The sequence below is a fragment of the Geodermatophilus nigrescens genome (assembly GCF_900129495.1).
GTDB lineage: Bacteria > Actinomycetota > Actinomycetes > Mycobacteriales > Geodermatophilaceae > Geodermatophilus > Geodermatophilus nigrescens.
In genome coordinates this window covers 213,339-238,883 of sequence record NZ_FQVX01000002.1, presented here as the reverse complement: position 1 = coordinate 238,883, position 25,545 = coordinate 213,339, and the positions used below count along the sequence as shown (strand labels likewise).

The following is a 25,545-nucleotide window of genomic DNA, read 5'->3' as shown; positions in this document are numbered from 1 at the left end:
CGCCTGAGCCGCGGCGCCCGGGTCCCGGCGCATAGGGTCTCCCCGTGCTGTGGGTCGTGTGGATCGCCGTCGTCGTGCTGTCCCTGGTCGTGCTCGGCGCGGTCGTGTCCGGCCTGCTGGGCGCCCGGCAGCGGCTGGTCCGCGAGCTCGAGGCCGCCGAGCGCGACGTGCGGCCGTTCCTCGAGCAGGCGCAGGCCACCGCCGCGCGGGCCGCCGCGCTCGCGGAGGAACGCCGCTCCAACGACGGGTGAACGCCGCCGGTACGTCCGCTGCGGGACCGGGGGACGAACACCCCCCGGCGTAGCATCGGCCCCGCCCCCGCGACCTGGAGGACGCATGAACCTCGGCCCGCTCGAGATCGGCCTGATCATCCTGGCCGTCCTGCTGCTGTTCGGCTACAAGAAGCTGCCCGACGCCTCGCGCTCGCTCGGCCGCTCGCTGCGCATCTTCAAGGGCGAGATGAAGGGCATGAAGGACGACGACCGCGGCCCCGGAGCGGCTCCTGCCGCCGGCCCGGCCGCGCTCGACGCCGCCGACCGCGACCGCCGGGCCCAGCTGGAGGCCGAGGCGGCCGCCGCCGAGGCCCGCGCCGCCGAGCTGCGGGCGCGCGCCGCCCGGCCCGGCGTCGCCGACCCCCGCTGAGCACCTCCCGGAGCAGCGACGTGGCCGGACCCGTCGCACGCAGGGGACGCCGCCGCCGGCCGCCGCGGGACGCCGAGGCGACGATGACCCTCGTCGCCCACCTCACCGAGCTGCGCAACCGCGTCGCCAAGGCGCTGCTGGCGCTGCTGGTGGCCTCCGCCGTCGCGTTCTGGTGGTACGAGCACGGCCTCGGGGACTTCATCCGCGCGCCGTACTGCGGCCTGCCCGGTGAGCTGCGCTACGGCGGCAGCGTCGACGGCGGCTGCGGGCTGCTCATCACCGACGTCTTCGGCGGGGTGTTCATCCGCCTGAAGGTGAGCCTGCTGGCCGGCGCGGTGCTGTCGGCGCCGGTGTGGCTCTACCAGTTGTGGGCGTTCATCACCCCGGGGCTCCGGCGCAACGAGAAGCGCTACGGCATCACGTTCGTGCTGGTGTCCACGACGCTGTTCGCCCTCGGCGCGGTGCTCGCCTACGTCTCCCTGTCGGCGGGCCTGGAGCTGCTGCTGTCCCTCGCCGGCGACGGCGTGGTGATCGCGCTGACCGCGCAGGACTACATCGGCTTCGTGCTCTCGCTGCTGGTGGCCTTCGGCGTCAGCTTCGAGGTGCCGCTGGTGGCGGTGGCGCTCAACGCCGTCGGGGTGCTGTCCTACGACGTCCTGCGGCGCAGCCGGCGGTGGATCTTCTTCCTCACCATCGTCTTCGCCGCCTTCGTCACGCCGACGCAGGACCCGTTCACCATGCTGCTCATGGCCGGGCCCATGATCGTGCTGTTCGAGCTGGCCATCCAGATCGCCCGGGTGGTCGACAAGCGGCGGGCCAGGCGCGACGCCGCCGAGCACTTCCACGCGCTCTCCGACGACGAGGCGTCGCCGCTGGACGCCGGTCCCTCGGCGCTCGACACCACCCCCTCCCGGCTCGACGGCGACCGCGCGCCCACCCGCGGCTGAGCCCGGGGTGGACGTCGCCGTCCTGGTCAGCGCCGCCGCCGGCCGCGGGCGGGCCCGCACCGCCGCGGCCGCCGTCCTCGACGCGCTGCGCGCCGGCGGGCTGACCCCGCAGGTGCTCGCCACTCCGACCCGGGCGGACGCGGAGCGGGCCGCGGCGCGCGCCGTCGCCGCCGGCACCGGGGCGGTGGTGGCCGTCGGCGGGGACGGCGCCGCGCACGCCGGCCTGCAGGCCGTCGCGGGCACCGGAACCCCGCTGGCCGTCGTCCCGGCGGGCACCGGCAACGACCTGGCCCTCGCGCTCGGCGTGCCGCCCGAGCCGGTCGCCGCCGCCACCGCGGCCGCCGCCGACCTGCGGGAGGGGGCGCTGCGCCCGGTCGACGCCGGCCGTACCGCCGGGCGCTGGTGGGCCACCGTGCTGTGCTGCGGCTTCGACTCCGCCGTCACCGACCGGGCCAACCGGCTGCGCTGGCCCCGGGGGCCGCGCCGCTACGACGTCGCCATCCTCGCGGAGCTCGCCCGGCTGCGGCCCCGCGAGGTGGTGCTCACCCTCGACGGCGAGGCGCGGACGCTGCCGGTCACGCTGGTCGCCGTCGGCAACACGCCCTGGTACGGCGGGGGCATGCGGGTCTGCCCGACCGCCGACCCCGCCGACGGCCTGCTCGACGTCACCGTCGTCGGGCCGGTGAGCCGCCGCGAGCTGGTGCGCACCCGGCCGCGGCTGACCGAGGGCACCCACGTGGCGCACCCGGCCGTCACGGTGCACCGCGCGGCCCGGGTGGAGCTCGCCGGCGCCGGGCTGACCACCTACGCCGACGGCGAGCCCGTGGCGGCGCTGCCGGTGGTCGTCGAGGCGGTGCCGGGGGCGCTGCGCGTGGTGGGCTCGGCCCGCACCTGAGCACGATCAGGCCGCCTGGTCGTGGCGCGTCCTGGCTCACCGCCGACCGTGAGCCAGGACGCGCTCCGGTGAGCCAGGACGGCGTTCACGCACGTCGAACCGTTATCCCTAACTGCCCAGCCCACGCACATGGTGGTCACCCGCCGCGGGGGAGGAGCGCCGACGCTCCGATCTGAGCCCCGCCGCGCGAGCGCCTAACGTGGATCGCATGTCCAGTCCCGCCGAGCGGTACGCGGCTGCCCGGCGGCGCAGCGCGCACCCGACCCTCGCCGACTTCACCGCCGACCTCGGCTTCTCCCTCGACCCCTTCCAGGTCGAGGCCTGCGAGGCGCTCGACGAGGGCTCCGGCGTGCTGGTGTGCGCGCCCACCGGCGCCGGCAAGACCGTCGTCGGCGAGTTCGCGGTGCACAAGGCGCTGGCCGAGGGCCGCAAGGCCTTCTACACGACGCCGATCAAGGCGCTGTCGAACCAGAAGTACAACGACCTCGTCGACCGCTACGGCGAGGACCGGGTCGGCCTGCTCACCGGCGACAACGCCATCAACGGCGACGCCCCGGTGGTCGTGATGACCACCGAGGTGCTGCGCAACATGCTGTACGCGGAGTCCCCGGCCATCGCCGGCCTCGGCTACGTCGTCATGGACGAGGTGCACTACCTGGCCGACCGGTTCCGCGGCGCGGTCTGGGAGGAGGTGATCATCCACCTCCCGCCGTCGGTGACCCTGGTGTCGCTGTCGGCGACGGTGAGCAACGCCGAGGAGTTCGGCGACTGGCTGGTCACCGTCCGCGGGCACACGAGGGTCGTCGTCAGCGAGGTGCGCCCCATCCCGCTGTGGCAGCACATGCTCGTGGGCAGCCGGGTGTTCGACCTGTTCAGCCTGCGCCCGGCCGCGCACGCCGCCGAGCAGGGCGAGACGCCCCGCACGCTGTCCACCCGCGACCGCGGCGCCAGCGTCGTCGACCCCGAGCTGGTGCGCTACGTCCGCGAGCACGAGCGGCGCCTGGACAGCTGGGGCGGCGGCAACGGCGGCTCCCGCCGCGAGCGGGACTGGCACAAGCCGCGGTACCGCCCGCCGGCCCGGCCCGAGGTGGTCGAGCGGCTCGACCGCGCCGGGCTGCTGCCGGCGATCACGTTCATCTTCAGCCGGAACGGCTGCGACGCCGCCGTCGCCCAGTGCCTGCAGTCGGGCCTGCGGCTCACCGACGAGGCCGAGCGCGCCGAGATCGCCCGCATCGTCGACGAGCGCACCGGCAGCCTGCCGGACGAGGACCTGCACGTCCTCGGCTTCTGGGAGTGGCGCGAGGGCCTGCTCGCCGGCATCGCCGCCCACCACGCCGGGCTCGTGCCGGCGTTCAAGGAAACCGTCGAGGAGTGCTTCGTCCGCGGCCTGGTCAAGGCGGTGTTCGCCACCGAGACCCTGGCCCTGGGCATCAACATGCCCGCCCGCACCGTGGTGCTCGAGCGGCTGGTCAAGTGGAACGGCGAGGCGCACGTCGACGTGACGCCGGGGGAGTACACCCAGCTCACCGGCCGCGCCGGCCGCCGCGGGATCGACGTCGAGGGGCACGCCGTCGTCGTCTGGGCCCCCGGGGTGGACCCGGCCGTGGTGGCCGGGCTGGCCAGCACCCGCACCTACCCGCTGCGCTCGAGCTTCCGGCCCAGCTACAACATGGCCGTCAACCTCGTCGGCTCCTTCGGCCGGGCCCGCGCCCGCGAGCTGCTCGCCTCCTCCTTCGCCCAGTTCCAGGCCGACCGGTCGGTCGTGGGGCTGGCCCGGCAGGCGGCCCGCTCGGAGCGGGACGCCGAGCAGTTCGCCGCGGAGATGAGCACCGAGGGCGGCGACGTGCTCGCCTACGCCCGCCTGCGCCGCGAGATCGCCGACCGGGAGAAGGAGCTCTCCCGCGACTCGGCGGCCAAGCGCCGCATCGAGGCCGCCGACGCGCTCGGTGCACTGCGGCCCGGCGACGTCATCCGGGTGCCCTCCGGGCGGCGCCAGGGCCTCGCCGTCGTCCTCGACCCCGGCGTCACCGACCTCGCCGACCCGCGGCCGCTGGTGCTCACCGAGGACAAGTGGGCCGGCCGGCTGGCCAGCATCGACTTCCCGACGCCGGTCACCGCGCTCGCGCGGGTGCGGGTGCCCAAGAACTTCAACCACCGCAGCCCGCACGCCCGCCGCGACCTCGCCGCCACGCTGCGCACCGCCCGGCTGGAGAACGACCTGGGCGCCCGGCGCACCAAGCAGCGCTCCGCCGCCGCCGACGACCCGGTGCTGCACGACCTGCGCCGCGCGGTGCGCAACCACCCGGTACACGGCCTGCCCGACCGGGAGGAGCGGGTGCGCTTCGCCGAGCGGTACCTGCGCGCGGTCGCCGACGCCGAGGCCACCCACCGCAAGATGGCCGAGCGCACCGGCTCGCTCACCCGCCAGTTCGACCGCACCTGCGACGTCCTCGAGGAGCTGGGCTACCTGGTGCCGGAGGTCGTGCCGCTGGTGCCGGCCGACACCGAGGAGCCCACGCCCGTCGACGACGTCCCGCGGGTCACCGACGAGGGACGCCGGCTGGCGCGGATCTGGTCGGAGGGCGACCTGCTCATCGCCGAGTGCCTGCGCGCCGGCGCCTGGCGCGGGCTCACCCCGCCCGAGCTCGCCGCGGTGGTGTCCACGCTGGTGTTCGAGGCGCGGCGGGAGACCCCCGGGCAGCCGGCGGTCCCCGCCGGGCAGGTGGCCGCGGCGATCGGCGAGATGCGCCGGATCCGCGCCCGCCTGCAGGACGTCGAACTCGACCGCGGCATCCCCGCCACCCGCGACCTCGACCTCGGCTTCGCCTGGGCGGCCTACCGGTGGGCCGACGGCCAGACCCTCGACCGGGTCCTCGCCGGCGCCGAGCAGGCCGGCACGGAGCTCTCCGGCGGCGACTTCGTCCGCTGGGCGCGGCAGCTCCTCGACGTCCTGGACCAGCTGGCCAAGGTCGCCGACGAGGCGGTGGCCGGGGTGGCCCGGGCGGCGGTCGGCCGCATCCGCCGCGGCGTGGTGGCCGTCGCGGTCAGCGGGTGACCCGGGCGGGGCGCGCGCACGGCGCGCGCGGGCCGCGACCGGGCCGGGGTGGTGCACAATCGCCCCGCTCCCGTGACGCACGGTCAGGGGAACGGCGCGCGATCGACCAGGAGCGACGATGACCAACCCACCGCAGGGTGGCCAGCCGGGCCAGTACGGGCAGCCGGGGCAGTACGGCGGCCAGCAGCCCGGGCAGCCGGGCCAGTACGGGCAGCCCGGCCAGTACGGCCAGCCGGGTGGGCAGTACGGCCAGCCGGGCCAGTACGGCGGTCAGCCGCAGGGCCAGCCCGGGCAGTACGGGCAGCCGGGCCAGTACGGCCAGCCGGGTGGGCAGTACGGCCAGCCGCAGGGGCAGCCCGGCCAGTACGGGCAGCCGGGGCAGTACGGCGGTCAGCAGTACGGGCAGCAGCCCTACGGCCAGCAGTACGGGCAGCCGGGCCAGTACGGGCAGCAGGGTCCCTACGGGCAGCCCGGCGGGTTCGGCCAGCCGCCGGCGAAGAAGTCCCGCACCGGGCTGGTCATCGGCCTGGTGGCCCTCGCCGTCGTCGTCATCGCCGCGGCGATCATCCTGCCGCTGGTGCTCGGCAAGGACGTCCTCGACGCCGGCCGGGCCGAGCGGGACATCGCCGAGCAGTTCACCGAGACCTTCGGCGTCGGCATCGAGGTCACCTGCGACCAGGAGATGGTCGTGGAGAACGGCGCCACCTACGAGTGCAGCGGCGTCACCGAGGACGACGAGGACGTGACGCTGCAGGTCGCGATCACCGACGCCGACTCCGCCGCCTACACCTGGGACGTCACGTCCTGACCGGCTGAGGGCCGGCCGGCGGACTCAGTCGAGGACGTCGGCCGGCCAGCCCAGGGCCGCGCCCAGCCGGCCCAGCGACGAGCGCAGCCCGTGCGCGTCGGCCAGCGACGCCAGCGCCGCCGGGTCGGCGGGCCGGGAGGGCAGCGCCCCCTCGACGGCGGGCATGTCGATGTCGCGGGCCAGCGCCACCACCACGGGCGCCGCGTCGAGGTAGTCCGCGCCCGCGGCCAGCCGCTTGAGCACCGCCGCCGTCAGCGGCGCCCTCGGCACGACCGTGCGGGCCGCGGCCGCGCGGATGCCGGCCAGGTCGCCGAACTCCGTCACCAGCGCCGCCGCCGTCTTCGCCCCGACCCCGGCCACCCCGGGCAGCCCGTCGCTCGGGTCGCCGCGCAGCACCGCGAAGTCGGCGTAGGCCCGCCCCGGGATGCCGTACCTCGCCGTCACCGCCGCCTCGTCGACCACCTCGATGTCGGCGATGCCCCGGGCGGTGTAGAGCACCCGCACGCCGCGGGCGTCGTCGACGAGCTGGAACAGGTCGCGGTCGCCGGTGACGACGTCGACCGGGCCCCGGGCGCGGGTGGCCAGCGTGCCGATCACGTCGTCGGCTTCGTAGCCCGGCGCCCCGACCCGTGCGATGCCGGCCGCGGCCAGCACGTCGACCAGCACCGGCACCTGCGGGCCGAGCTCGTCGGGCGTCTCCTCCCCGCCCTCGGGCGACAGCCGGTGCGCCTTGTACGACGGCAGGGCCTCGACGCGGAACGCCGGCCGCCAGTCGTCGTCCCAGCAGGCCACCAGCCGGGTGGGGGAGTGCGCGGTCAGCAGCCGGGCGGTCATGTCGAGGAACCCGCGGACGGCGTTGACCGGCCGCCCGTCGGGTGCGGTCACGCTGGTCGGGACGCCGTAGAACGCGCGGAAGTAGAGGCTCGCGGCGTCGAGCAGCATCGTCGTCACGGCCGGGACGGTAACGGTCCGGGAAACCCCGTCCGGTCCTGCCGGTGCCCGGGGTTAGTGTCCGGACGTGGGAGACAGCGCGGGGGCCCTCGTCAGCATCGACCGCGTGCACGCCGCGCGCGCCGTCGCGGAGGAGCTCGGCATCGACGCCGTGGTGCTCACCCCGGGGTCGGACCTGCGCTACCTGTGCGGCTACGCCGCGCACGCCATGGAGCGGCTGACCGCGCTGGTCGTGCCCCGCGCCGGGGAGCCGCTGCTGGTCGTGCCGCGCCTCGAGGCACCGATGGTCGACGCGTCCCCGGCCGGCGCGCTGGGCCTCGAGGTGCACGCCTGGGACGAGACCGACGACCCGTTCGCCGTCGTCGCCCGGGAGGTCACCGCCCGGCTGGGGACGGCGCCCCGCCGGGTCGCCGTCGGCGCCCGCACGTGGGCCGAGCACGCCCTCGGGGTGCACCGGGCGCTGCCAGGGTCGGCGCTGGAGCTCGCGACGCCGGTGCTCGACCGGCTGCGCATGGTCAAGACGCCGGCCGAGGTGGAGGAGCTCGCCCTCGCCGGCGCCGCCATCGACCGGGTGCACGCGCGGATGGGGGAGTGGCTGCGGGTGGGCCGCACCGAGGCCGCCGTGGGCGCCGACATCGCCGCGGCGATCCTCGCCGACGGGCACGTGGCCGTCGACTTCACCATCGTGGGCTCGGGCCCCAACGGCGCCAGCCCGCACCACGAGCTCTCCGACCGGGTGGTGCAGGCCGGCGACGTCGTCGTCGTCGACATCGGCGGGGAGACGCCCACCGGCTACCGGTCGGACTGCACCCGCACCTACGTCGTCGGCGGCGAGCCCGACGCGGAGACCGCCGGGTGGTACGCCGTGCTGCAGGACGCGCAGGAGGCCGCCGTGGCCGCCGTCCGCCCCGGCGTGACCGCCGAGCAGGTCGACGCCGTCGCCCGCGACCGGATCGCCGCGGCCGGCTGGGGCGAGCACTTCATCCACCGCACCGGGCACGGCATCGGCCTGGACACCCACGAGGCGCCCTACATCGTCGCCGGCAACGACCTGCCGCTGGAGGCCGGCATGGCGTTCTCCGTGGAGCCCGGCATCTACCTCGCCGGGCGCGCGGGCGCGCGCATCGAGGACATCGTGGTCTGCACCGACGAGGGCGTCCGCGTCCTGAACAACGGTCCCCGTGGGCTCGTCGTCCTCCCCGGCTGAGGCGGGCGGGGAGCCGGCCCCCGACGTCGACCGCCGGCTGCTGGCCGCCCTCGCCCGCGACGGGCGCGCCAGCTACACCGAGCTGGCCGAGCGGGTGGGCCTGTCGGTGTCCGCGGTGCACCAGCGCGTGCGCCGCCTGGAGCAGCGCGGGCTGATCACCGGCTACCGCGCCACCGTCGACGCGCGGCTGCTCGGGCGGGGGCTGACGGCGTTCGTGGCCATCACCCCGCTGGACCAGGCGCAGGCCGACGACGCCCCGGGGAAGCTGGTGCACCTCGACGCGATCGAGGCCTGCTACTCGGTGGCGGGGGTGGAGAGCTACCTGCTCAAGGTGCGGGTGGCCTCACCGGAGGCGCTGGAGCAGCTGCTGCGCGACATCCGCACGACGGCGAACGTCAGCACCCGCACCACCGTCGTGCTGTCCACCTTCTACGAGGACCGCCCGCCCGTCTGAGCTCCCGGTGGTGGTCGCCGACGCCGTTGCTCTCCGTACAACCGTTATCCCCAACATCGGGCCGACTTCGTCGATGCGGGGGAAAACGCGCTTGCCGGGGGAGGGGCGCGCCGACTGGCACCTGCGTCGAACGTGTGTTCGCATGGGTCCCGTGCGGTGGGAGGGGCAGCGGCTCGACGCCGACGACGGCGGGCTGCTCCCGGGTATGCCGAGCACGCGGGGCCTGCTGCGCAGCGTCCAGGTGCCGGAGTTCCCGGGTGTGACGCTGCACGAGGTGCTGTCCCGGTCGGCGCTGAACAAGGTGCCCGACGGTTCGCGGATGCCCTTCGGCTACACGATCAACCCGTATCGGGGCTGCCTTCATCAGTGTGTTTACTGCTTCGCTCGCAAGACGCACGAGTGGCTGGACCTGGACAGCGGCCGCGACTTCGACACCCAGATCGTCGTCAAGACCAACCTCGTCGAGGTGCTGCGCCGGGAGCTGGCGAAGCCCTCGTGGCGGCGCGAGCACGTGGCGCTGGGGACCAACACCGACCCCTACCAGCGGGCCGAGGGCCGCTACCGGCTCATGCCCGGGGTCATCCGGGCCCTGGCCGACTCCGGGACGCCGTTCTCGGTCCTCACCAAGGGCACGCTGGCCCGCCGCGACGTCCCGCTGCTGGCCTCCGCCGCGCGCGACGTGCCCGTGGGCTTCGGCGTCTCGCTGGCCATCTGGGACGACGACCTGCACGCGAGCCTCGAGCCGGGCGTCCCCTCGCCGCGGGCGCGCCTCGACCTGGTGCGCGCCGTCACCGACGCCGGCCTGCCGTGCGGGGTGTTCCTCGCGCCCGTGCTGCCCGGCCTCACCGACCGGCTGGCCGACCTCGACGCCGCCCTGGAGGCCGTGGCCGCCGCCGGCGCCACCGGGGTGACCGTCGTGCCGCTGCACCTGCGCCCCGGCGCCCGGGAGTGGTTCTCGGCCTGGCTGGCCCGCGAGCACCCAGCGCTCGTCCCGCGCTACCGGCAGCTCTACCGCGGCGGCGCCTACGTGCCCGCGGAGTACCGGACGTGGCTGGCCGAGCGGGTGGCGCCGCTGCTGCGCCGGCACGGCCTCGACGGGCACTCGGGCGGCCGGGCGCGCGGCGTGCCGGGGGAGGCGCCGTCCGGGGTCCCCGGCGACGACGAGGCGAGCTTCCCGGCCGGCAGCCTGCCCGCCGCCCGCCCCGCGGCACCCGCGCCCGCCCGGCGGGGGAGGGGACGGGCGCCCGCGCGCGACGACGCCGTTCCCGGGCAGCTCGCCCTGATCTGACGCCCGGCGCGGCTCAGCGCCCGGGCGCCGGCGGGGCCGCGGCGGCCTTGTTCGCCCGAGCGGCCCGCTCGGCGCGCACCGCGCCGCGGGCGGCCACCGGCTCGGCGCCCCCGGCGAGCGCCAGGCGGCGGAAGGAGTCGTAGGACAGCGTCTCGTAGACGGCGGCCAGCGCGTCCGCCCGCGCTCGCCCGCCGCCCGTCGTCGTCCCGCGCAGGTGCAGCGCGGTACGGACGGCGTGCTTGGCGAAGGTCACCTGCAGCGCCTGGCTGGACAGCCGGCCGCCCACCTCGGAGGAGAACCCGGGGCCGCGGCGCAGGGCAGGCAGCACCCACGGGCTGCGCTCCAGGGCCGGGAACCGGTTGCGGACGTCCTCCCAGGCGTGCCAGGCCCGCAGCGCCCCGGGCACCGACCACTCGCCGTCCTCGGTGCGCACCACCAGCCGGCGGGCGGTCGGGTGCACCTGCTCGCGGCGCAGGTCGCGGAACGTGCCCACCGGAGCCGGCCAGTGCAGGGCGATCGCGCACCAGACGACCGTGCGCAGGTGCTCGGGCTGCTCGCCGCGCACCTCGCACAGGGGCCTCAGGTCGAGCGTGCGGGGATCGGGCTCCGGCGTCGGCGGGGTGGGCAGCGGGACGCCGCCGTAGCGGGCCACCTTGCTGTACAGCGTCACGGTCGCGGGCTTCCACCCGCGCGCCGCGGCCACGTCGTCCATGCCGCCGGTGGCAAGCTCCTCCGGGCCCAGTCCCAGCTCCAGCGCGGCATCCACCAGGCGGCGCCACTGGACGGCGTAGCCCTCGGGCGGCACCAGCCGCTGCCACGCACGGGCCGCCGGGACCGACGGCATCTCGGGGAGCGGGCCCTGCCAGGTGCGGCTCACGACGACCATCCTACTCCGTTATCCCTAACAAAATAAATGCCTACTTTGGTGGTCGGACCCGCAGCGGCGCCTCCGGCGCCGAGAGCAACGACGACACCGGGGAGCGAGGGCGACCGGGCGCGGTGAGGATGTCCCGGTGCGCACGGTCGGGGTCGAGGAGGAGCTGCTGGTCGTCGACCCGTCGGGGAGGCCGGTGCCGCGGGGACCCGAGGCGCTCGCGGTCGCCTCCCGCCGGGGGGAGGGGCAGACGCCCGAGGAGCACGACCGCGACGACGGCCCGGGAGAGCGGCCCGGCCACCTGGTGCCCGAGCTCAAGCAGGAGCAGGTGGAGCTCGGCACCCGGGTGTGCACCGGCCTCGACGAGGTGACGCGGGAGCTGCGCTTCTGGCGCGGCCGGGCCGACGCGGCGGCGCGCGCGGTGGGCGCCCGGGTCGCGGCGCTGGCGAGCTCCCCGGTCGCCGTCGACCCCGAGCCGACGCCGGGCGAGCGCTACGCCGAGATGGAGGAGCGCTTCGGGCTCATCGCCACCGACCAGCTCACCTGCGGCTGCCACGTGCACGTGTCGGTCGACGGCGACGAGGAGGGCGTCGCCGTCCTCGACCGGATCCGCGTGTGGCTGCCGGTGCTCACGGCGCTCACCGCCAACTCCCCGTTCTGGCTGGGGCGTGACAGCGGCTACGCCAGCTACCGCTCGCAGGCCTGGGACCGGTGGCCCTCCTCGGGTCCCACGGAGCTGTTCGGCGACGCCGCGACCTACGCCCGCGTCGTCGACGACCTGGTGGCCACCCGCACGATCGTCGACGCCGGCCAGGTCTACTTCGCCGCCCGCCTCTCCCGCAGCTGGCCCACGGTGGAGGTCCGGGTCGCCGACGTGGCGCTGCGGGTGGAGGACGCCGTCACGCACGCCGGGCTGGTGCGGGCGCTGGTGGACACCGCCGCGGCCGAGTGGCGCGCCGGGCGGCCGGCCCCGGCGGTGCGCGGCGAGGTGCTGCGGGTGGCGGCCTGGCGCGCCGGCCGCTCGGGCACCACCGGCGAGCTGGTCTCCCCGCTCACCGGGCGGCCGGCGCCCGCCGCGGACGTCGTCGCCGCGCTGCTGGCGCACGTCGGGGAGGCCCTCGATGCCTCCGGGGACCGGCGGCGGGTCGAGGAGGGCGTGCACGCGGTGCTGGAGCGCGGGACCGGCGCCGACCTGCAGCGCCGCGTCCACCGCGAGACCGGGGACCTCGCCGCGGTGGTGCGGGCGGCGGCGGACCTGACCGTCGTCCGCTGACCGCCCAGGTACCGCCCAGGGGCGCCGGTTATCGTCCCGCCATGTACACCGCGAGCTGGCGTGACGTCGTCCGGCGCGACCTGTTCGGCCCCCGGCCGGAGCGCGGCGACGGGCCCTACCGCCTGGTCGTCCGCGTCACCCTGGTCATCTTCCGGCTGCTGCGGCTGCGGTTCGACGTCCGGGGCTCCGAGCACGTGCCCACCTCCGGCGGCGCGGTGATCTGCAGCAACCACGTCAGCTACCTGGACTTCACCTTCCTCGGCCTCGGCGCGCTGCCGCGGCACCGGCTGGTGCGCTTCATGGCCAAGGCGTCGGTGTTCGGCCACTGGTTCGCCGGGCCGTTCATGCGCGCCATGCGGCACATCCCGGTCGACCGCAAGGCCGGCGCCGCGGCCTTCGACGCCGCCGTCCGGTCGCTCCGGGACGGACAGGTGGTCGGCGTCTTCCCGGAGGCCACGATCAGCCAGAGCTTCACCGTGAAGGAGCTCAAGGCCGGCGCCGCCCGCATGGCCCTCGACGCGCAGGTGCCGATCCTCCCGGCCGCGGTGTGGGGCGGGCACCGGGTGGCCACCAAGAAGCGCCCCGTCGACCTCACCCGCGGCCGCGCGGTCACCGTGCTGTTCGGCGAGCCGGTCGTGCCCGAGCCCGGGGAGACGCCCCCGGCGCTGCTGGCCCGCACCAAGGTGGCCATGGAGGCGCTGCTGGACGAGGCGCAGCGCACCTATCCGCAGCAGCCCGACGGCCCCGACGACACGTGGTGGGTGCCGGCCCACCTGGGCGGCACCGCGCCCACGCCGCAGGAGGCCGCCGAGCGCGACAGCGCCGACGCCGCCGGGGCCCGGGTGCGGGCCCGCACGTCGCGCCGCGCCCGGCTGCTGGCCCGCCTGCCCGGGCGCCGCCGGCCGCGCGCCGCGGGGTCGGCGGCACCCGGGCGCCCGTCGCCGGAGCGGCCGGACCGGGCCGCCTGAGCGGCTAGTCGACCACCGGCGGGGCCATGAGCCGGAAGGCCTCGAGCTCGACGTCGTACCAGCGGCGCATCCGGCCCAGCGGCGCCATGCCCAGCCGGCGGCACACCGCCAGCGACGGCTCGTTGCCGGGCCGGACGACGGCGTAGACCTCGGGCAGCCCGGCGCCGAAGGCCCGTTCGACGACGGCGCGCGCGGCCTCGGTGGCGTACCCGCGGCCCCAGCACTCGGGGTGCAGGTGCCAGCCGACCTCCACCTCGCCGACGCCGTCGGGCAGCGGCTTGAGCAGCACGGTGCCGGCGACGACGGGCGGGTCGGCGCGCACCTCCACCGCCCAGCACCCGAAGCGCGGGTCGGCGCGGCTGACCTCCGCCCACCGGGCGACCAGCTCCACCGGCCCCACCGACGGGCTGCCGCCGAGCCAGCGGGTCACCTCGGGGCGGCCGTAGATGTCGGTGAGCCGGGCCAGGTCGTCGCGGCGGGTGGTCCAGGCGCGCAGCCGCAGCCGGGGGGTGAGCAGCTCCCCGTCCGCCATCGGTCCTGCCTACCGCCGCGGCCGGTGCGCGGCCACCCGGGAACGGGCGGGCCGGGGGGCGCCGTCATGCTGCTGCCGTGGACCTGTTGATCACCGACGTGACCGTCGGCGACCGCCCCGGCCGCGCGGTGGCCGTCGCCGACGGCGCGATCGCCTGGCTCGGCGACACCGGCGACGCGCCGCGGGCCGACCGGGTGCTCGCCGGGGACGGCGCCCTGCTGACCCCGGCGTTCGTCGACGCGCACGTGCACGCGACGGCGACCGGCCTCGCGCTCACCGGTCTCGACCTCCACTCGAGGTCGAGCCTCGCGGCGGCGGTCGCGGCCGTCGCGGCCGCGCACCGCGCCGCCCCGTCCGGGGTGCTGCTCGGCACCGGCTGGGACGAGACCGGCTGGCCGGAGGGCCGGGGGCTGACCCGCGCCGACCTGGACGCCGTCGTCGGGGACCGCCCGGTGTACCTGGCGCGGGTCGACGTGCACTCGGCCACCGTGTCCACCGCGCTGCTCGACCGGGTGCCCGGGGTCCGGGACCTGCCCGGCTTCGCCGCGGACGGGCAGCTGCGCCTCGACGCCCACCACGCCGCCCGGCAGGCCGCCTACGGTGCGGTGAGCGCCCCGCAGCGGGCGGCGGCGCAGGCCGCCACCCTGGACGCGGCCGCCCGCCTGGGCATCGGCACGGTGCACGAGATGGCCGGGCCGGAGGTGTCCGGTGCCGAGGACCTGCGCGCCCTGCTCGCACTGGCCGCCGGGCGGCCCGGCCCGCGCGTGCTGGGCTACTGGGGGGAGCTGGCCGAGCGCGGCGGGCTGGACCTGGTGCGGGAGCTCGGGCTGGCCGGGGCCGGCGGCGACCTGTTCTGCGACGGCGCTCTCGGCTCGCACACCGCCGCGCTGTCGGCGCCCTACCGCGACCGGCCCGACACCTCCGGGGCGCTGCGCTTCGAGACCGCGCAGCTGGTGGAGCACGTGCGCGCCTGCACCGCCGCCGGGATCCAGGCCGGGTTCCACGTCATCGGCGACGCCGCCGTCGACCAGGTGCTCGACGCCGTCGGCGCGGTCGTCGACGAGCTCGGCGTCGCCGCCGTGCGGGCGTGCCGGCACCGCCTGGAGCACGTGGAGATGACCGGGCCGGAGGCGGTCGAGCGGATGCGCGCGTGGGGGATGGTGGCCAGCGTGCAGCCGGCCTTCGACGCCGCCTGGGGCGGGGACGCCGGGATGTACGCCGAGCGCCTCGGCGTGGAGCGGGCGCTGGGCGCCAACCCGTTCGCCGACCTCGCCGACGCCGGGGTGGCCCTGGCGTTGGGCAGCGACGCCCCGGTGACGCCGATGGACCCGTGGGGCGGGGTGCACGCCGCCGTCGACCACCACGAGCGCGCCTCGGGGCTGCGCCCGTTCGACGCCTTCGACGCGGCCACCCACGGCGGCTGGCACGCCGTGCGGGCCGAGCACCCCGCCGGCCCGCTGGCTCCGGGCGCGCCCGCGGATCTCGCGCTCTGGGCCACCGCGGACACGCTCTCGGCCGTGCTGGCCGGCCGGGCCCGTCCCGGCTGCTCCGGCCTGGTGGTGGCCGGCCGGGTGCTGCCGCTGTAACGGGCCGGGGCCCGCGCGGGTGCGGTCGCCGCACCGGCGGGGGACACCGCGGGCGGGGCGGCCGGTCCCGCCGCCGGGGGTGGGAGACTGTCCGGCGGGCCACGTCGTGGTCCGCGCACGCACAGCCGCGGGCGCCCACTGCAGCCCGGACCCGGTCCGCGGCGCGACGTCGCGGGGAGGCCGGCGGTGCCACCAGCAGCCGCGACGGACACGCTCGACGCGGTCCCCGACGCCGCCGGGCGGCCGTCCGGGAGCCGGTCCCGGCAGTGGTCCCGGCGGCTGCCCTGGCGGACGGCGCTGGCCGCCGCGGGCGGGTTCGCGCTGTTGTCCGCCTTCCCCGGGTGGTCGCTGACCGGGCTGGCCGTCCTCGGCCCCGCTGCCCTCGCCCTCGCCGTCCACGGGCAGCGCGCCCGCTCCGGGGCGTGGCTGGGGCTGGTGCTCGGCCTGGCGTTCTTCGTGCCGCTGCTGTCGTGGAGCGGCACCTACGTCGGCGCGTTCCCGTGGCTGGCGCTGGCGGTCTCCCAGGCGCTGTTCCTCGCCGCCCTCGGCGCGGCCACCGCGGCGGTCTCCCGGCTGCGCCTGTGGCCGCTGTGGACCGCGGCGCTGTGGGTGCTCGACGAGGCGCTGCGCGGCCGGCTGCCGCTGGGCGGGTTCCCGTGGGGCCGGCTGGGGTTCAGCCAGACCGACGGGCCGTTCCTGTCGCTGGCCGCCTACGGCGGGGTGCCGCTGGTCGGCTTCGCCGTCGCCCTCACCGGCGCGCTGCTGGCGGCCGCCGTCCTCGCGCTCGTGCGGGCCCGACGGTCGGCGTCCCCCGGGGGACCGTCCCCGAGGGCGGCGTCCCCGAAGGCAGCGGCCGCGCTGGTCGCCGGCGCGCTCGCTGTCCCGCTGGCCGGCGCCGCCGCGTGGCTGCCCCTGCCGGGGTCCTCGCTCACCGACGGCGGGCCGGCCGTCACCGTCGCCGTCGTGCAGGGCGACGTCCCCGAGGCGGGCCTGGAGTTCAACGCCCGCCGCCGCGCGGTCCTGGACAACCACGTGCAGCAGACCCTCGACCTGGCCGCCCGGGTGGCGGCCGGCGACGAGGCGCAGCCGGACCTCGTGGTGTGGCCGGAGAACAGCTCCGACATCGATCCCTACACCAACGACGACGCCGCCCGGGCGATCAGCCGGGCCGCCGGGGCGATCGGCGCGCCGATCCTGGTGGGCGCCGTGGTCGAGGGGCCCGGGGAGTACCTCAGCAACACCGGCATCGTCTGGGACCCCGAGAGCGGCCCCGGCGACACGTACGTCAAGCGCCACCCGGTGCCGCTGGCCGAGTACGTGCCGGCGCGCGCCTTCTTCCGGTTCTTCAGCGACAAGGTCGACCTCGTCCGCCGCGACTTCACCCACGGCACCGAGGTCGGCGTGCTCGACATGGGCGGCGCCCGGGTCGGCGACGTCATCTGCTTCGAGGTGGTCTACGACTCCCTGGTGGCCGACACCGTCGACGCCGGCGCGGAGCTGCTCGTGGTGCAGACCAACAACGCCACCTTCGGCTACACCGACGAGAGCGCCCAGCAGGTGGCCGCCGCCCAGGTGCGCGCGGTCGAGTTCGGCCGGTCGGTGGCGCTGGCCTCCACCAGCGGCATCTCCGCCGTCATCGCCCCCGACGGCTCCCTGGTGCGCTCCTCGGGGCTGTTCACCTCCGCGGTGTTCGTCGAGGAGATCGCCCGGCGCGACGGCGCCACCCTCGCCCAGCGGCTGGGCGCCGGCCCCGAGTGGGCGCTGTCCGCCGTGGCCGCCGGTGCCGTGCTCGCCGTCGCCGTCCCCGCCCTGCGCGCCCGCCGGAGCCGGCGGTGAGCGCGGGGCAGCGGGTCCTCGTCGTCATCCCCACCTACGACGAGGTGGAGAACCTCGAGCCGATCCTCGACCGGCTGCACGCCGCCGTCCCCGACGCGCACGCCCTGGTGGTCGACGACGGCTCCCCGGACGGCACCGGCGAGCTGGCCGAGAAGATCGCCGCCCAGGACCCGCGGGTGCACGTGCTGCGGCGCACGGAGAAGTCCGGCCTGGGCCCGGCGTACGTCGCCGGGTTCCGATGGGGCCGCGCGCACGGCTACGACGTACTGGTCGAGATGGACGCCGACGGCTCGCACCACCCCGAGCAGCTGCCGCTGCTGCTGGCCGGGCTCGAGGACGCCGACCTGGTGCTCGGGTCGCGGTGGGTGCCCGGCGGCCGGGTGGAGGACTGGCCGCGGCGCCGGCTGCTGCTGTCCCGCCTGGGCAACCGGTACACCCGCTGGGCGCTGCGTCTGCCCCTGGCCGACGCCACCGGCGGGTTCCGGGCCGTCCGCGGGGAGCTGGTCGACCGGCTGCCCTTCGACGAGGTGGCCAGCCAGGGCTACTGCTTCCAGGTCGACTGGGCCTGGCGGGCGGTCCGCGCCGGCGCCCGGGTGGCCGAGGTGCCGATCACCTTCAGCGAACGCGAGTTCGGCAGGAGCAAGATGACCGCCTCGATCGTTGAAGAGGCGTTGGTGCGGGTCACGTGGTGGGGCCTGCAGGACCGGCTGGCCGACCGCCTGCCGGGCCGGGTCCCCCGCGCCGTGCCAGGACGGGTCCGCGACGGCGGGCGGTCCAGCGAGGTCCGGTAGGCGGACCCGGGCCGCCCGCGTGGCCGGACCGGGGAGAGCTGTGGGTCGACGCATCCGGGTGCTGGCAGGGCTGTGGGCCCTCGCCGAGATCGCCGTGTTCGTGCTGGTGGCGAGCTGGATCGGCGTGGGTGCCACCGTGCTGGCGGCGCTGGCCACCACCGTGCTGGGCTGGGCGCTCATGGCGCGCCAGGGCACGCGCGCGCTGGAGGCCCTGCGGGAGCGGGCCGTGGCGCACCGGCCGCCGGGGCGCGCCGCGTCCAACGCGGGCCTGGGCGCGGTCGGCGGGGCGCTGATGGTGCTGCCGGGCTTCGTGTCCGACGCCGTCGGGCTGCTGTGCCTGCTGCCGCCCACCCGGCCACTGGTGCGCGCCGCCGTGGGCCGCGGGCTGGCCGCCCGGCTGGGGCTCTCGGCCGCCGGCCCGGTGCGGGTGCACAGCACCCGGGTGCCCGGCGCCCCGTCCGGTGCCACCGCGTCCCGTGCCTCCGCGTCCGGGGCCTTCGGCGCCCCGGTGCGGGTCATCGAGGGCGAGGTGGCCGGCGACGTGGTCGACAGCGGCCCGCGCCCGTCCTGAGCACCCCGGGGGCCGGCGTCCCCGGCCCCGGACGCGGAACGGCCCCGGTGGGGGAGTCCCACCGGGGCCGTCCTGCTGCGTGCTGGGGTCAGCTGGCGCGGGTGCGCCGGCCGCGGAGCACCTCGAGGCGCTCGGCCAGGACCTCCTCGAGGTCCTCGACGGAGCGGCGCTCCAGGAGCATGTCCCAGTGCGTCCGCGGGGGCTTCACCTTCTTGGGAGCCGGCTCGGCGCCGCCGACCAGCTTCGCCGCCGCGCCGTCGAACTTGCACTCCCAGGTGTCGGGCACCTCGGCGTCGTCCGCGAACGGCACGGTGAACTGGTGACCCGAGGGGCACTTGTACTCGACGTACTGCCGCTCGATCGGCGCGGTGTTCCGCTCGGTCTCGTAGCTCACGCTGCCCAGTCGGCTGCCGCGCAGGGAACGCTCGCCCATGGCACACCGTCCTCTCGTGCTGGTGGTGTCGGTCAGGACTCCTCGCTGCAGGGGGTACCCACTGCAGGAGGGAGTCAAGGAGACCAACGGCGGATTTCGCGGAGAGATTCCGCTGAGTCGGTTCCCCATCATCGCATGGAGTGGTATCGGGGCGCCCGCCGCCCCTCCCAGGGGTGAGCGACGCCACCCCGGCGGGGGAGGTCAGGGCAGGGCGAGCTGCCCGGGACCGGCCGCCCCGGGACCGAGCAGGCCCAGGACGTGGTGCCGCCGGCACAGCACCTGGTAGTGCGTCTCCGGCACCGTCGTCGACGCGTCGGGGGCGACGCTGTCCGGCGCGGGGGTGGGGGCGGTGTCGGCGACGACGACGGTGGCGCCCTCGCGCACCATCTGCCCGTCGACGACGCGGGCGTTGAGCAGCCCGGGCGCCCCGCACCAGCACAGCACCTCCACCTGGATGCGCTGCACGTCGTCGGCGACCTCCAGCAGCCGCTGGGTGCCCGGGAACAGGCGGGCGCGGAAGTCGGTGGTCAGCCCGAAGGCGTAGACGTCGACGTGCGACGCGTCGACGAGCTCGGCGAGCTGGTCGACCTGGCCCGGGGTGAGGAACTGCGCCTCGTCGACGATCAGGTAGTCCACCCGGGTGCCGTCGGCCCACCGGGTGCGCACCAGCAGCAGCAGGTCGGTGCCGGCGTCGACCTCGACCGCCTCGCGGGCCAGCCCGACGCGGGAGGTGATCCGCGGCCGGGCCGACCGGTCGCCCTGGGTGAGCAGCAGCCCCGAGCGGCCCTGCCGGCTCTGGTTGTGGTCGACCTGCAGCGCCAGCGTGGACTTGCCGCAGTCCATCGGGCCGTGGAAGAAGCGCAGGTGCGCCGGTGCCGGGGCGCGGCGCCGGTCGCCGGCCGCGGGCACCGAGGCCGGCAGCCCCTCCGCGTCGCTCACAGCCGCTCCGGCGGGGTGTTGCCGGCCGCGACCACCGCCCGCCGCATGGGCAGGCGCAGCAGCAGCAGGAACCCGGCGACGAAGAACACGACCAGGCTGATGATCGCGTACCGGTAGGACCCGGTGAGCTGGTAGGTCAGGCCGAAGGCCAGCGGCCCGAGCCAGCTGGTCCCGCGGTCGCTGATCTCGTAGAAGCTGTAGTACTCCGCCTCCCGGCCGGCCGGGATGAGGTGGCTGAACAGCGACCGCGACAGCGCCTGGGTGCCGCCCTGCACCAGGCCGATGACGGCGGCCAGCGCGTAGAACTGCGCGACGGCGCCCTCCTGCAGCGTGTAGGCGGCCACGAGCACCGCCGTCCAGGCCACCAGGCAGCCGAGCACGGTGCGCTTGGCGCCGTAGCGGGCGGCCACCCGGCCCAGCCCCAGGGCGCCGAAGACGGCGACCACCTGGACCATGAGGATCGCGCCGGTGAGCACCGACTGCGACAGGCCCAGCTCCTCGCTGGCGTAGGTGGCCGACAGCGAGATGACGGTCTGCACGCCGTCGTTGAACAGCAGGTAGGCGCCGAGGAACCACAGCGTCAGCGGGAACGCCCGCATCCCCTTGAGCGTCGACCACAGCTGCCGGAACCCGCTCGTGCCGGCGCCGTGCGCGGCCACCGGCGGCCGGTCCCGCAGCAGCGTGACCGTGACCAGGGTGAACAGGCCCCACCACAGGCCCGCCGTCGCCAGGCAGATGCGCACCGCCTCGCCCTCGGTGAGCCCCAGGGACTCCGCCCCGAGGAACAGCCCCAGGTGGACGGCGAGCAGCAGCGCACCGCCGACGTAGCCGAAGGCCCACCCGCGGCTGGAGACCGCGTCGCGCTCGTCGGGGCCGGCGAGGTCGGGCAGCCACGAGTAGTAGACGACGGTGGCCGCGCCGAAGGCGACGTTCGCGACGACGAACAGCGCCGCGCCGAGCAGGTAGCGGCCGTCGGCGACGAAGAACAGGCAGGTGGCGGCCAGCGCGCCGAGCAGCGCGAGCGCCCCGAGCAGCTGCTTCTTGCGCCCGCTGCGGTCGGCCACGGCGCCGGTGAGCGGCAGCACGACGACCTGCACGACCACGGAGAACGACAGGACGTAGGAGAACCAGCTGCCCGGCGGGATGGACAGGCCGAGGAACGGCAGCCGGCCGTCGGCGCCGGCGGCGTCCTGGGCGACGCTGGTCAGGTAGGGCCCGAGGAAGACCGTGGTGACGCTGGTGTTGAACACCGACATCGCCCAGTCGTAGGAGTACCAGCCGAAGCGCTCGTGGCGCAGCGCGCGGTCGGCGGGGCCGGGAGCGGCCTGGAGGTCGGGCGCAGTCACGGCCGCAGGGTGCCAGCCGCGGGTCGGCACTTCCAGCACCGGCCCGTCACGGGATGTCCTCGGGGACCACGCCGCCGGGGAACGCCGCCGCGCCCGTCGTCGGCCGGGTGGGGTCGGGACGCAGCGGGGCGGCGGCCGCGCGCAGCGGCACCAGCCCGCGGGTGATCGCCGCGGCGATCCGCATCCGCGCCCGGTTGGCGTCGCCGACCCGGCCCGGCCGCAGGTCCTCCAGGTACACCGGCGGGCCGACGTGCACCCGCAGCACCGGCCGCCGCACCAGGGAGCGGGCGAGGGTGCGCAGCTTGCCCCAGTCGTTGCCGTACTGCAGCACGTCCTGGGCGCCCCACTGGCTGACCGGGATCACCGGCACGCCGACGCCGAGCGCCAGCCGGGCCAGCCCGGTGCGGCCGCGCTCGGGCCACCAGTCCGGTGACAGCCCGACCCGGCCCTCGGGATAGGCGACGACGTGGCCGCCGTGCACCAGGGCCACCTCGGTCACCCGCACCGCGTGCCGGGCGACCTCGGTGCCCCGCTCCACCCGGATGCCGCCGGCCCGCTCGAGCACCGGCCCGGCGACCGGCGCGGACATGATCCCGCCGGTGGCCATGATCCGCGGGACGACGCCGAGGCGGTGCAGGGCGACGGCGATGAGGAACGGGTCGAAGTCGCCGACGTGGTTGGCGGCCAGCAGCAGCGGGCCGCGGCGCAGCTCGTCGGGGATCCCGCCGGTGATCTCCACCCGGCCGAACAGGTCGACCAGCCAGGACAGCCGCCGCAGCGCGAGCAGCCAGCCGTCCCACGGCGGCGCCGCGGCGATGGCCAGCTCGCGGGCGAACCACTCGGGGTCGGTGTCGCGCAGCACCGGCTCGAGGTGGTCGGGCAGCGGCGGGGGAGCCGGCCGCCACTCGCGCAGCCGCCGTACCCGGTCTCTCACCGGCCGGCCCACTGGCCCCGGGCCTCGAGGATCTCCTTCAGCATCGCCGGCCGGTCGGTCATGATGCCGTCCACGCCGAGGTCGAGCATCGCCGTCGCCTCCTCGGCCGTGTCGACGGTCCACACGTGCACCTGCAGCCCGCGGGCGTGCGCGGCGGTGACGAACCGCTCGTCGACCAGCGCGCGGCCCCCCAGCTGCAGCGGCACCTGCGCGCAGCCGGCCTGCATCCGCACCAGCCCGGCCGCCCGCGGCGAGTACGACGACAGCCGCAGCGCCGCGACCCCGCGCGGGCCCAGGGAGGTGCACACCGTGGGGCCGAGCAGCCGGCGGGCGGCGGCGACCCGGGCGTCGGAGAACGAGCCGAGGCAGACCCGGTCCAGGACGTCCATGCGGCGCAGCACCCGCACCAGCGGCGCGAGGACGCCGGCGGCCTTGATGTCGAGGTTGAACCGGACGTCGGGCCAGGCGCCGAGCAGCTCCTCCAGCCGCAGGACCGGCTCCCGCCCGCCGATGCGCGCCTCGGCGACCTCCGCCCACGGCAGCTGCTCGATCCGCCCGGTGCGGTCGGTGACCCGGTCGAGGGTGGGGTCGTGGAAGACGACCGGCACGCCGTCGGCGGTCACCCGCACGTCGGTCTCCAGGTAGCTGTAGCCCATCGCCACGCAGGCCGCGAAGGCCGGCATGGTGTTCTCGAGGTGCTCGATCGCGCCGCCCCGGTGGGCCATCGCGAGAGGAGTCGGCCCCTCGAGGAAGGCGAACCGGGCGGGGGGCACGGGCGACACGCTAGTGCGGGCTCCCGACACGCCGACCGGCCCCGTCACGAGGCGCCTCCCGGGCGTGTCTCGCCGGACTGTCGGTGGGGGCGTCTAGCGTCGCGGCCGTGGCAGAGCAGCAGGTCCGCGGCGCCGCCGCGGGAACGGTCGAGAGGGCGGTCAGGACGTCGGGGAAGCGCAACACCGGCGAGCAGGGGAGCGGCACCGAGCGCCGGTGCGGCTGGTGCCGGCGGGTGCTCCCGCAGGCCGGGTCCGTCGGCCGTCCGCGCCTGTACTGCGGTCAGGCGTGCCGGCAGCGTGCCTACGAGCAACGCTCGGCGACGGCCAAGGCCGGCCTGTCCGACGACGTCGTCCTCGTCAAGCGCGCCGAGCTCGACGGGCTGCAGGACCGGCTGTTCCAGCTGCGCTGTGCCCTCGAGGACGTGCAGACGCTGCTCGGCGAACGGCACACCAAGGCCGAGCTCGAGCAGATGCTGGCCGACGTGGTGCGCTCGACGGGGCGGCTCGACCGGCTCTGGGTCACCGAGCGCGCCGGCTGACGCGTGCGCCGGGTCCGGTCGCCGTCCCCGGGTCCCGGCGTCCGGCTCGCGCTGTCCGGTCCCGGGCGGGAGGTCAGTCCGGGTCCTGCGTGTCGTCGTCCTGGTCCTCGGGCGCGCCCGGGTCCGGGTTGCTGTTGTCCGGCAGGTTGTCCTGCGACTCCCCCGAGGGGTCGTTGCCGCTGGAGTTCTCGCTGTCGTCGGTCGTGCCGTCGTTCTGGGTGTCGCCGGCCGCGTTGCAGGCCGTGAGCGTGGCGCCGCCTCCGAACAGCGCCAGCGCGGTCAGGAGTGCTGCGATCGGACGTCGGAGTTCCATGCGTCGACCCTAGGCAGGCACCGGGCGGGCCGCCCGTCGAAGCACGGACACCAATGTTCTAACGTCACAGTGACGGAAAGACGGTGGTGTCGCGGGCCTCGGGGAGGGGCGGACGGTCGGCGGCAGGAGCGGCTCGGCGGCGCCGTCGATGATCACGGCGACTCGGGGGACAGCCGGGCGAGACGGGCCGGGTGGCGTTCCGGCGCCGGGTGGCGTCCCGGCGGCGATCCAGCAGGGTCCCGGTGGGCGGGGGCCGGCGACCGGGTGCCGGGCCGCCCGGTCGCCGGAGGGACCGCTGGTGGACCGAGGAGGCGTCGGAACGGCTCGGGTGACGCAGAACGCCGCGGTGCCCGAACCCGGGTCGGCCGACGACCCGACGAGCGCCGGCGAGGATCTGCCGCGGGTCGCCGGCGCCCGGCGCGTGCGTCGTCGTCGAGCGGTCCGAGGTGATCGTCGGGTGCTGACCCGCGCGGAGCCCGATGACGAGCCGGATCAGCCCCTTCCCACGCCCGGATCTAGTGCGCCGATAATGCACATTATGTCAACTAGTCGGGAGAGGACCCGCTCCCGCACCGTTGACGAGTCCCTCGCGGGTTCGTCCTCAGGGACGCACCCGCACCCGTGGGTCGACCGCCGCGGCCGCGACGTCGGCGAGCGCGTTGGCCACGATGACCGCCGCGATGACGACCGTCGTCAGGCCGACCAGCATCGCCCGGTCCCGCCCCTGGATCGCCCCGAGGATCGCACCGCCGACGCCCGGCATGCCGAAGACGCCCTCGACGACGATGAGCCCGACGAACAACTGGCCCAGGTTCGCCGCCACGTAGGTCACCACCGGCGTCAGCGCCGGGCGCAGCGCGTGCACGCCGACCACCCGCCACGGTGGCAGGCCGCGGCCCCGGGCGGCCAGCACGAACGGCGAGCGCAGCGTCTCCCCCACCTCCACCCGCGCGATGAGCGCGACGTAGCCGGTCGACAGGGCGGCCAGGGCCAGCACCGGCAGCAGATAGGCCGCGGGCTCCCCGGTGCGCCCGTTGACCGGCGCCCACCCGAGCTCGGAGACGAAGACGAACCGCAGCAGGTAGGCCGCCACCACGACCGGCGTGCCCACCAGCAGCGTCGCGACGGCGTACACGCCCGTGCCGGTCCACCGCCCACCCGTGGCGAGCGCGCCGGCCACCACGCCGACGACCAGCTGCACCAGCACCGCGCCGCCGAGCAGGACCGCGCTCACCGGGGCGGTGACCGCGACGACGTCCAGGACGGCCGGCCCGGGCACCACCGCGTCCCCGCGCAGGCTCGGCAGGCCGCGGCCCCAGTCGCCGGTGAGCAGGTCGCGCAGGTACCGCCCGTACTGGACGGCCACCGGCTCGTCGAGGGAGTAGTCGCTGCGGATGCGGGCGTAGAGCTCCGGGGGCGGCGGGCGGAAGCCGAACAGCGCCCGCACCGGGTCGCCCGGCAGTTGCGTCACGGCGACGAAGACCAGGGTCACCGCCGCCCAGATGCTGACCAGTGCCTGCCCGGACCGGCGGACGGCGAAGGCGAGCACGCGGCCCATCGTGGCAGGACGGTGATCACTCCGGTCGACGG

Annotated in this window: 26 protein-coding genes; 16 read left to right on the top strand and 10 right to left on the bottom strand. The window is 76.5% G+C overall.

Features of this window, described 5'->3' with window-relative positions; translation table 11 throughout:
* Positions 1-44 precede the first annotated feature (44 nt).
* The 6 genes from BUE37_RS08705 to BUE37_RS08680 all read left to right on the top strand — a co-directional run bounded on the left by BUE37_RS08705 (position 45) and on the right by BUE37_RS08680 (position 6,347).
* Positions 45-251: a hypothetical protein gene (locus BUE37_RS08705; RefSeq protein WP_073419834.1), complete on the top strand. Its 207-nt coding sequence runs from the start codon at positions 45-47 to the stop codon at positions 249-251.
* A gap of 85 nt (positions 252-336) precedes the next feature.
* On the top strand, positions 337-642 hold the full coding sequence (gene tatA / locus BUE37_RS08700) for a Sec-independent protein translocase subunit TatA (protein ID WP_073419833.1): 306 nt from the start codon (positions 337-339) through the stop codon (positions 640-642).
* 20 nt (positions 643-662) lie between these two features.
* Positions 663-1,589 (top strand): twin-arginine translocase subunit TatC, encoded by a 927-nt coding sequence (gene tatC, locus BUE37_RS08695; protein WP_073419832.1) that lies wholly within the window; start codon positions 663-665, stop codon positions 1,587-1,589.
* Between the two features lie 7 nt (positions 1,590-1,596).
* Complete coding sequence (locus BUE37_RS08690) at positions 1,597-2,484, top strand: diacylglycerol kinase family protein (protein ID WP_073419831.1); 888 nt, start codon at positions 1,597-1,599, stop codon at positions 2,482-2,484.
* A gap of 208 nt (positions 2,485-2,692) precedes the next feature.
* Entirely contained in the window at positions 2,693-5,539 is a 2,847-nt protein-coding gene (locus BUE37_RS08685; protein WP_073419830.1) for a DEAD/DEAH box helicase, read from the top strand.
* 118 nt (positions 5,540-5,657) lie between these two features.
* Entirely contained in the window at positions 5,658-6,347 is a 690-nt protein-coding gene (locus BUE37_RS08680; RefSeq protein ID WP_073419829.1) for a DUF4333 domain-containing protein, read from the top strand.
* Positions 6,348-6,371: 24 nt separating this feature from the next.
* On the opposite strand, the gene BUE37_RS08675 is transcribed toward BUE37_RS08680, so the two are convergent.
* Positions 6,372-7,289 (bottom strand): 5'-3' exonuclease, encoded by a 918-nt coding sequence (locus tag BUE37_RS08675; protein WP_073420664.1) that lies wholly within the window; start codon positions 7,287-7,289, stop codon positions 6,372-6,374.
* 76 nt (positions 7,290-7,365) lie between these two features.
* Here BUE37_RS08675 and BUE37_RS08670 point away from each other — a divergent pair, with 76 nt between their 5' ends.
* The 3 genes from BUE37_RS08670 (at position 7,366) to BUE37_RS08660 (ending at position 10,247) form a co-directional block, all read left to right on the top strand.
* The gene (locus BUE37_RS08670; protein WP_073419828.1) at positions 7,366-8,505 is read left to right on the top strand and encodes a M24 family metallopeptidase; all 1,140 of its coding nucleotides are present in this window, start codon (positions 7,366-7,368) and stop codon (positions 8,503-8,505) included.
* Positions 8,480-8,959: an Lrp/AsnC family transcriptional regulator gene (locus BUE37_RS08665; RefSeq protein ID WP_073419827.1), complete on the top strand. Its 480-nt coding sequence runs from the start codon at positions 8,480-8,482 to the stop codon at positions 8,957-8,959. The genes BUE37_RS08670 and BUE37_RS08665 overlap by 26 nt, the downstream gene beginning before the upstream one ends.
* Before the next feature lie 142 nt (positions 8,960-9,101).
* Positions 9,102-10,247, top strand: a complete 1,146-nt coding sequence (locus tag BUE37_RS08660) for an Rv2578c family radical SAM protein (protein ID WP_245794451.1) — start codon at positions 9,102-9,104, stop codon at positions 10,245-10,247.
* Between the two features lie 13 nt (positions 10,248-10,260).
* Here the strand turns inward: BUE37_RS08660 and BUE37_RS08655 are convergent, their stop codons facing one another.
* Positions 10,261-11,124, bottom strand: a complete 864-nt coding sequence (locus tag BUE37_RS08655) for a hypothetical protein (protein WP_073420663.1) — start codon at positions 11,122-11,124, stop codon at positions 10,261-10,263.
* Positions 11,125-11,260: 136 nt separating this feature from the next.
* On the opposite strand from BUE37_RS08655, the gene BUE37_RS08650 reads away from it, so the two are divergent.
* Together BUE37_RS08650 and BUE37_RS08645 are read left to right on the top strand one after the other, a co-directional pair.
* Complete coding sequence (locus BUE37_RS08650) at positions 11,261-12,394, top strand: carboxylate-amine ligase (RefSeq protein WP_073419826.1); 1,134 nt, start codon at positions 11,261-11,263, stop codon at positions 12,392-12,394.
* A gap of 41 nt (positions 12,395-12,435) precedes the next feature.
* Positions 12,436-13,362, top strand: a complete 927-nt coding sequence (locus BUE37_RS08645; RefSeq protein ID WP_083628501.1) for a lysophospholipid acyltransferase family protein — start codon at positions 12,436-12,438, stop codon at positions 13,360-13,362.
* 4 nt (positions 13,363-13,366) lie between these two features.
* Here the strand turns inward: BUE37_RS08645 and BUE37_RS08640 are convergent, their stop codons facing one another.
* Positions 13,367-13,894 (bottom strand): GNAT family N-acetyltransferase, encoded by a 528-nt coding sequence (locus BUE37_RS08640; RefSeq protein ID WP_073419825.1) that lies wholly within the window; start codon positions 13,892-13,894, stop codon positions 13,367-13,369.
* A gap of 77 nt (positions 13,895-13,971) precedes the next feature.
* On the opposite strand from BUE37_RS08640, the gene BUE37_RS08635 reads away from it, so the two are divergent.
* The 4 genes from BUE37_RS08635 (at position 13,972) to BUE37_RS08620 (ending at position 18,678) form a co-directional block, all read left to right on the top strand.
* Positions 13,972-15,480, top strand: a complete 1,509-nt coding sequence (locus tag BUE37_RS08635) for an amidohydrolase (RefSeq protein ID WP_073419824.1) — start codon at positions 13,972-13,974, stop codon at positions 15,478-15,480.
* 186 nt (positions 15,481-15,666) lie between these two features.
* The gene (lnt, locus tag BUE37_RS08630; RefSeq protein WP_073419823.1) at positions 15,667-17,316 is read left to right on the top strand and encodes an apolipoprotein N-acyltransferase; all 1,650 of its coding nucleotides are present in this window, start codon (positions 15,667-15,669) and stop codon (positions 17,314-17,316) included.
* Complete coding sequence (locus BUE37_RS08625; RefSeq protein WP_073419822.1) at positions 17,313-18,107, top strand: polyprenol monophosphomannose synthase; 795 nt, start codon at positions 17,313-17,315, stop codon at positions 18,105-18,107. The genes lnt and BUE37_RS08625 overlap by 4 nt, the downstream gene beginning before the upstream one ends.
* Positions 18,108-18,147: 40 nt before the next feature.
* Entirely contained in the window at positions 18,148-18,678 is a 531-nt protein-coding gene (locus BUE37_RS08620; RefSeq protein ID WP_073419821.1) for an FxsA family protein, read from the top strand.
* 88 nt (positions 18,679-18,766) lie between these two features.
* Here the strand turns inward: BUE37_RS08620 and BUE37_RS08615 are convergent, their stop codons facing one another.
* The 5 genes from BUE37_RS08615 to BUE37_RS08595 all read right to left on the bottom strand — a co-directional run bounded on the left by BUE37_RS08615 (position 18,767) and on the right by BUE37_RS08595 (position 23,103).
* Positions 18,767-19,111, bottom strand: coding sequence for an RNA polymerase-binding protein RbpA (locus tag BUE37_RS08615; RefSeq protein ID WP_073419820.1), 345 nt, complete (start codon positions 19,109-19,111; stop codon positions 18,767-18,769).
* 201 nt (positions 19,112-19,312) lie between these two features.
* Complete coding sequence (locus BUE37_RS08610) at positions 19,313-20,050, bottom strand: thymidine kinase (RefSeq protein WP_073419819.1); 738 nt, start codon at positions 20,048-20,050, stop codon at positions 19,313-19,315.
* The gene (locus tag BUE37_RS08605) at positions 20,047-21,396 is read right to left on the bottom strand and encodes an MFS transporter (RefSeq protein ID WP_217651190.1); all 1,350 of its coding nucleotides are present in this window, start codon (positions 21,394-21,396) and stop codon (positions 20,047-20,049) included. Before BUE37_RS08605 ends, BUE37_RS08610 begins: the two co-directional genes overlap by 4 nt.
* Positions 21,397-21,442: 46 nt before the next feature.
* Positions 21,443-22,330, bottom strand: coding sequence for a lysophospholipid acyltransferase family protein (locus BUE37_RS08600; protein WP_073420660.1), 888 nt, complete (start codon positions 22,328-22,330; stop codon positions 21,443-21,445).
* A complete protein-coding gene (locus BUE37_RS08595; protein ID WP_175562823.1) occupies positions 22,327-23,103 on the bottom strand; it encodes a glycerophosphodiester phosphodiesterase family protein in 777 nt (258 codons plus the stop codon). Before BUE37_RS08595 ends, BUE37_RS08600 begins: the two co-directional genes overlap by 4 nt.
* A 107-nt stretch (positions 23,104-23,210) precedes the next feature.
* Here BUE37_RS08595 and BUE37_RS08590 point away from each other — a divergent pair, with 107 nt between their 5' ends.
* Complete coding sequence (locus BUE37_RS08590) at positions 23,211-23,642, top strand: hypothetical protein (RefSeq protein WP_073419817.1); 432 nt, start codon at positions 23,211-23,213, stop codon at positions 23,640-23,642.
* Between the two features lie 73 nt (positions 23,643-23,715).
* Here BUE37_RS08590 and BUE37_RS08585 read toward each other — a convergent pair whose 3' ends face one another.
* Positions 23,716-23,955, bottom strand: coding sequence for a hypothetical protein (locus tag BUE37_RS08585; RefSeq protein WP_073419816.1), 240 nt, complete (start codon positions 23,953-23,955; stop codon positions 23,716-23,718).
* A 601-nt stretch (positions 23,956-24,556) separates the two neighbouring features.
* Positions 24,557-25,504: an ABC transporter permease gene (locus tag BUE37_RS08580; protein WP_175562822.1), complete on the bottom strand. Its 948-nt coding sequence runs from the start codon at positions 25,502-25,504 to the stop codon at positions 24,557-24,559.
* Positions 25,505-25,545 lie beyond the last annotated feature (41 nt).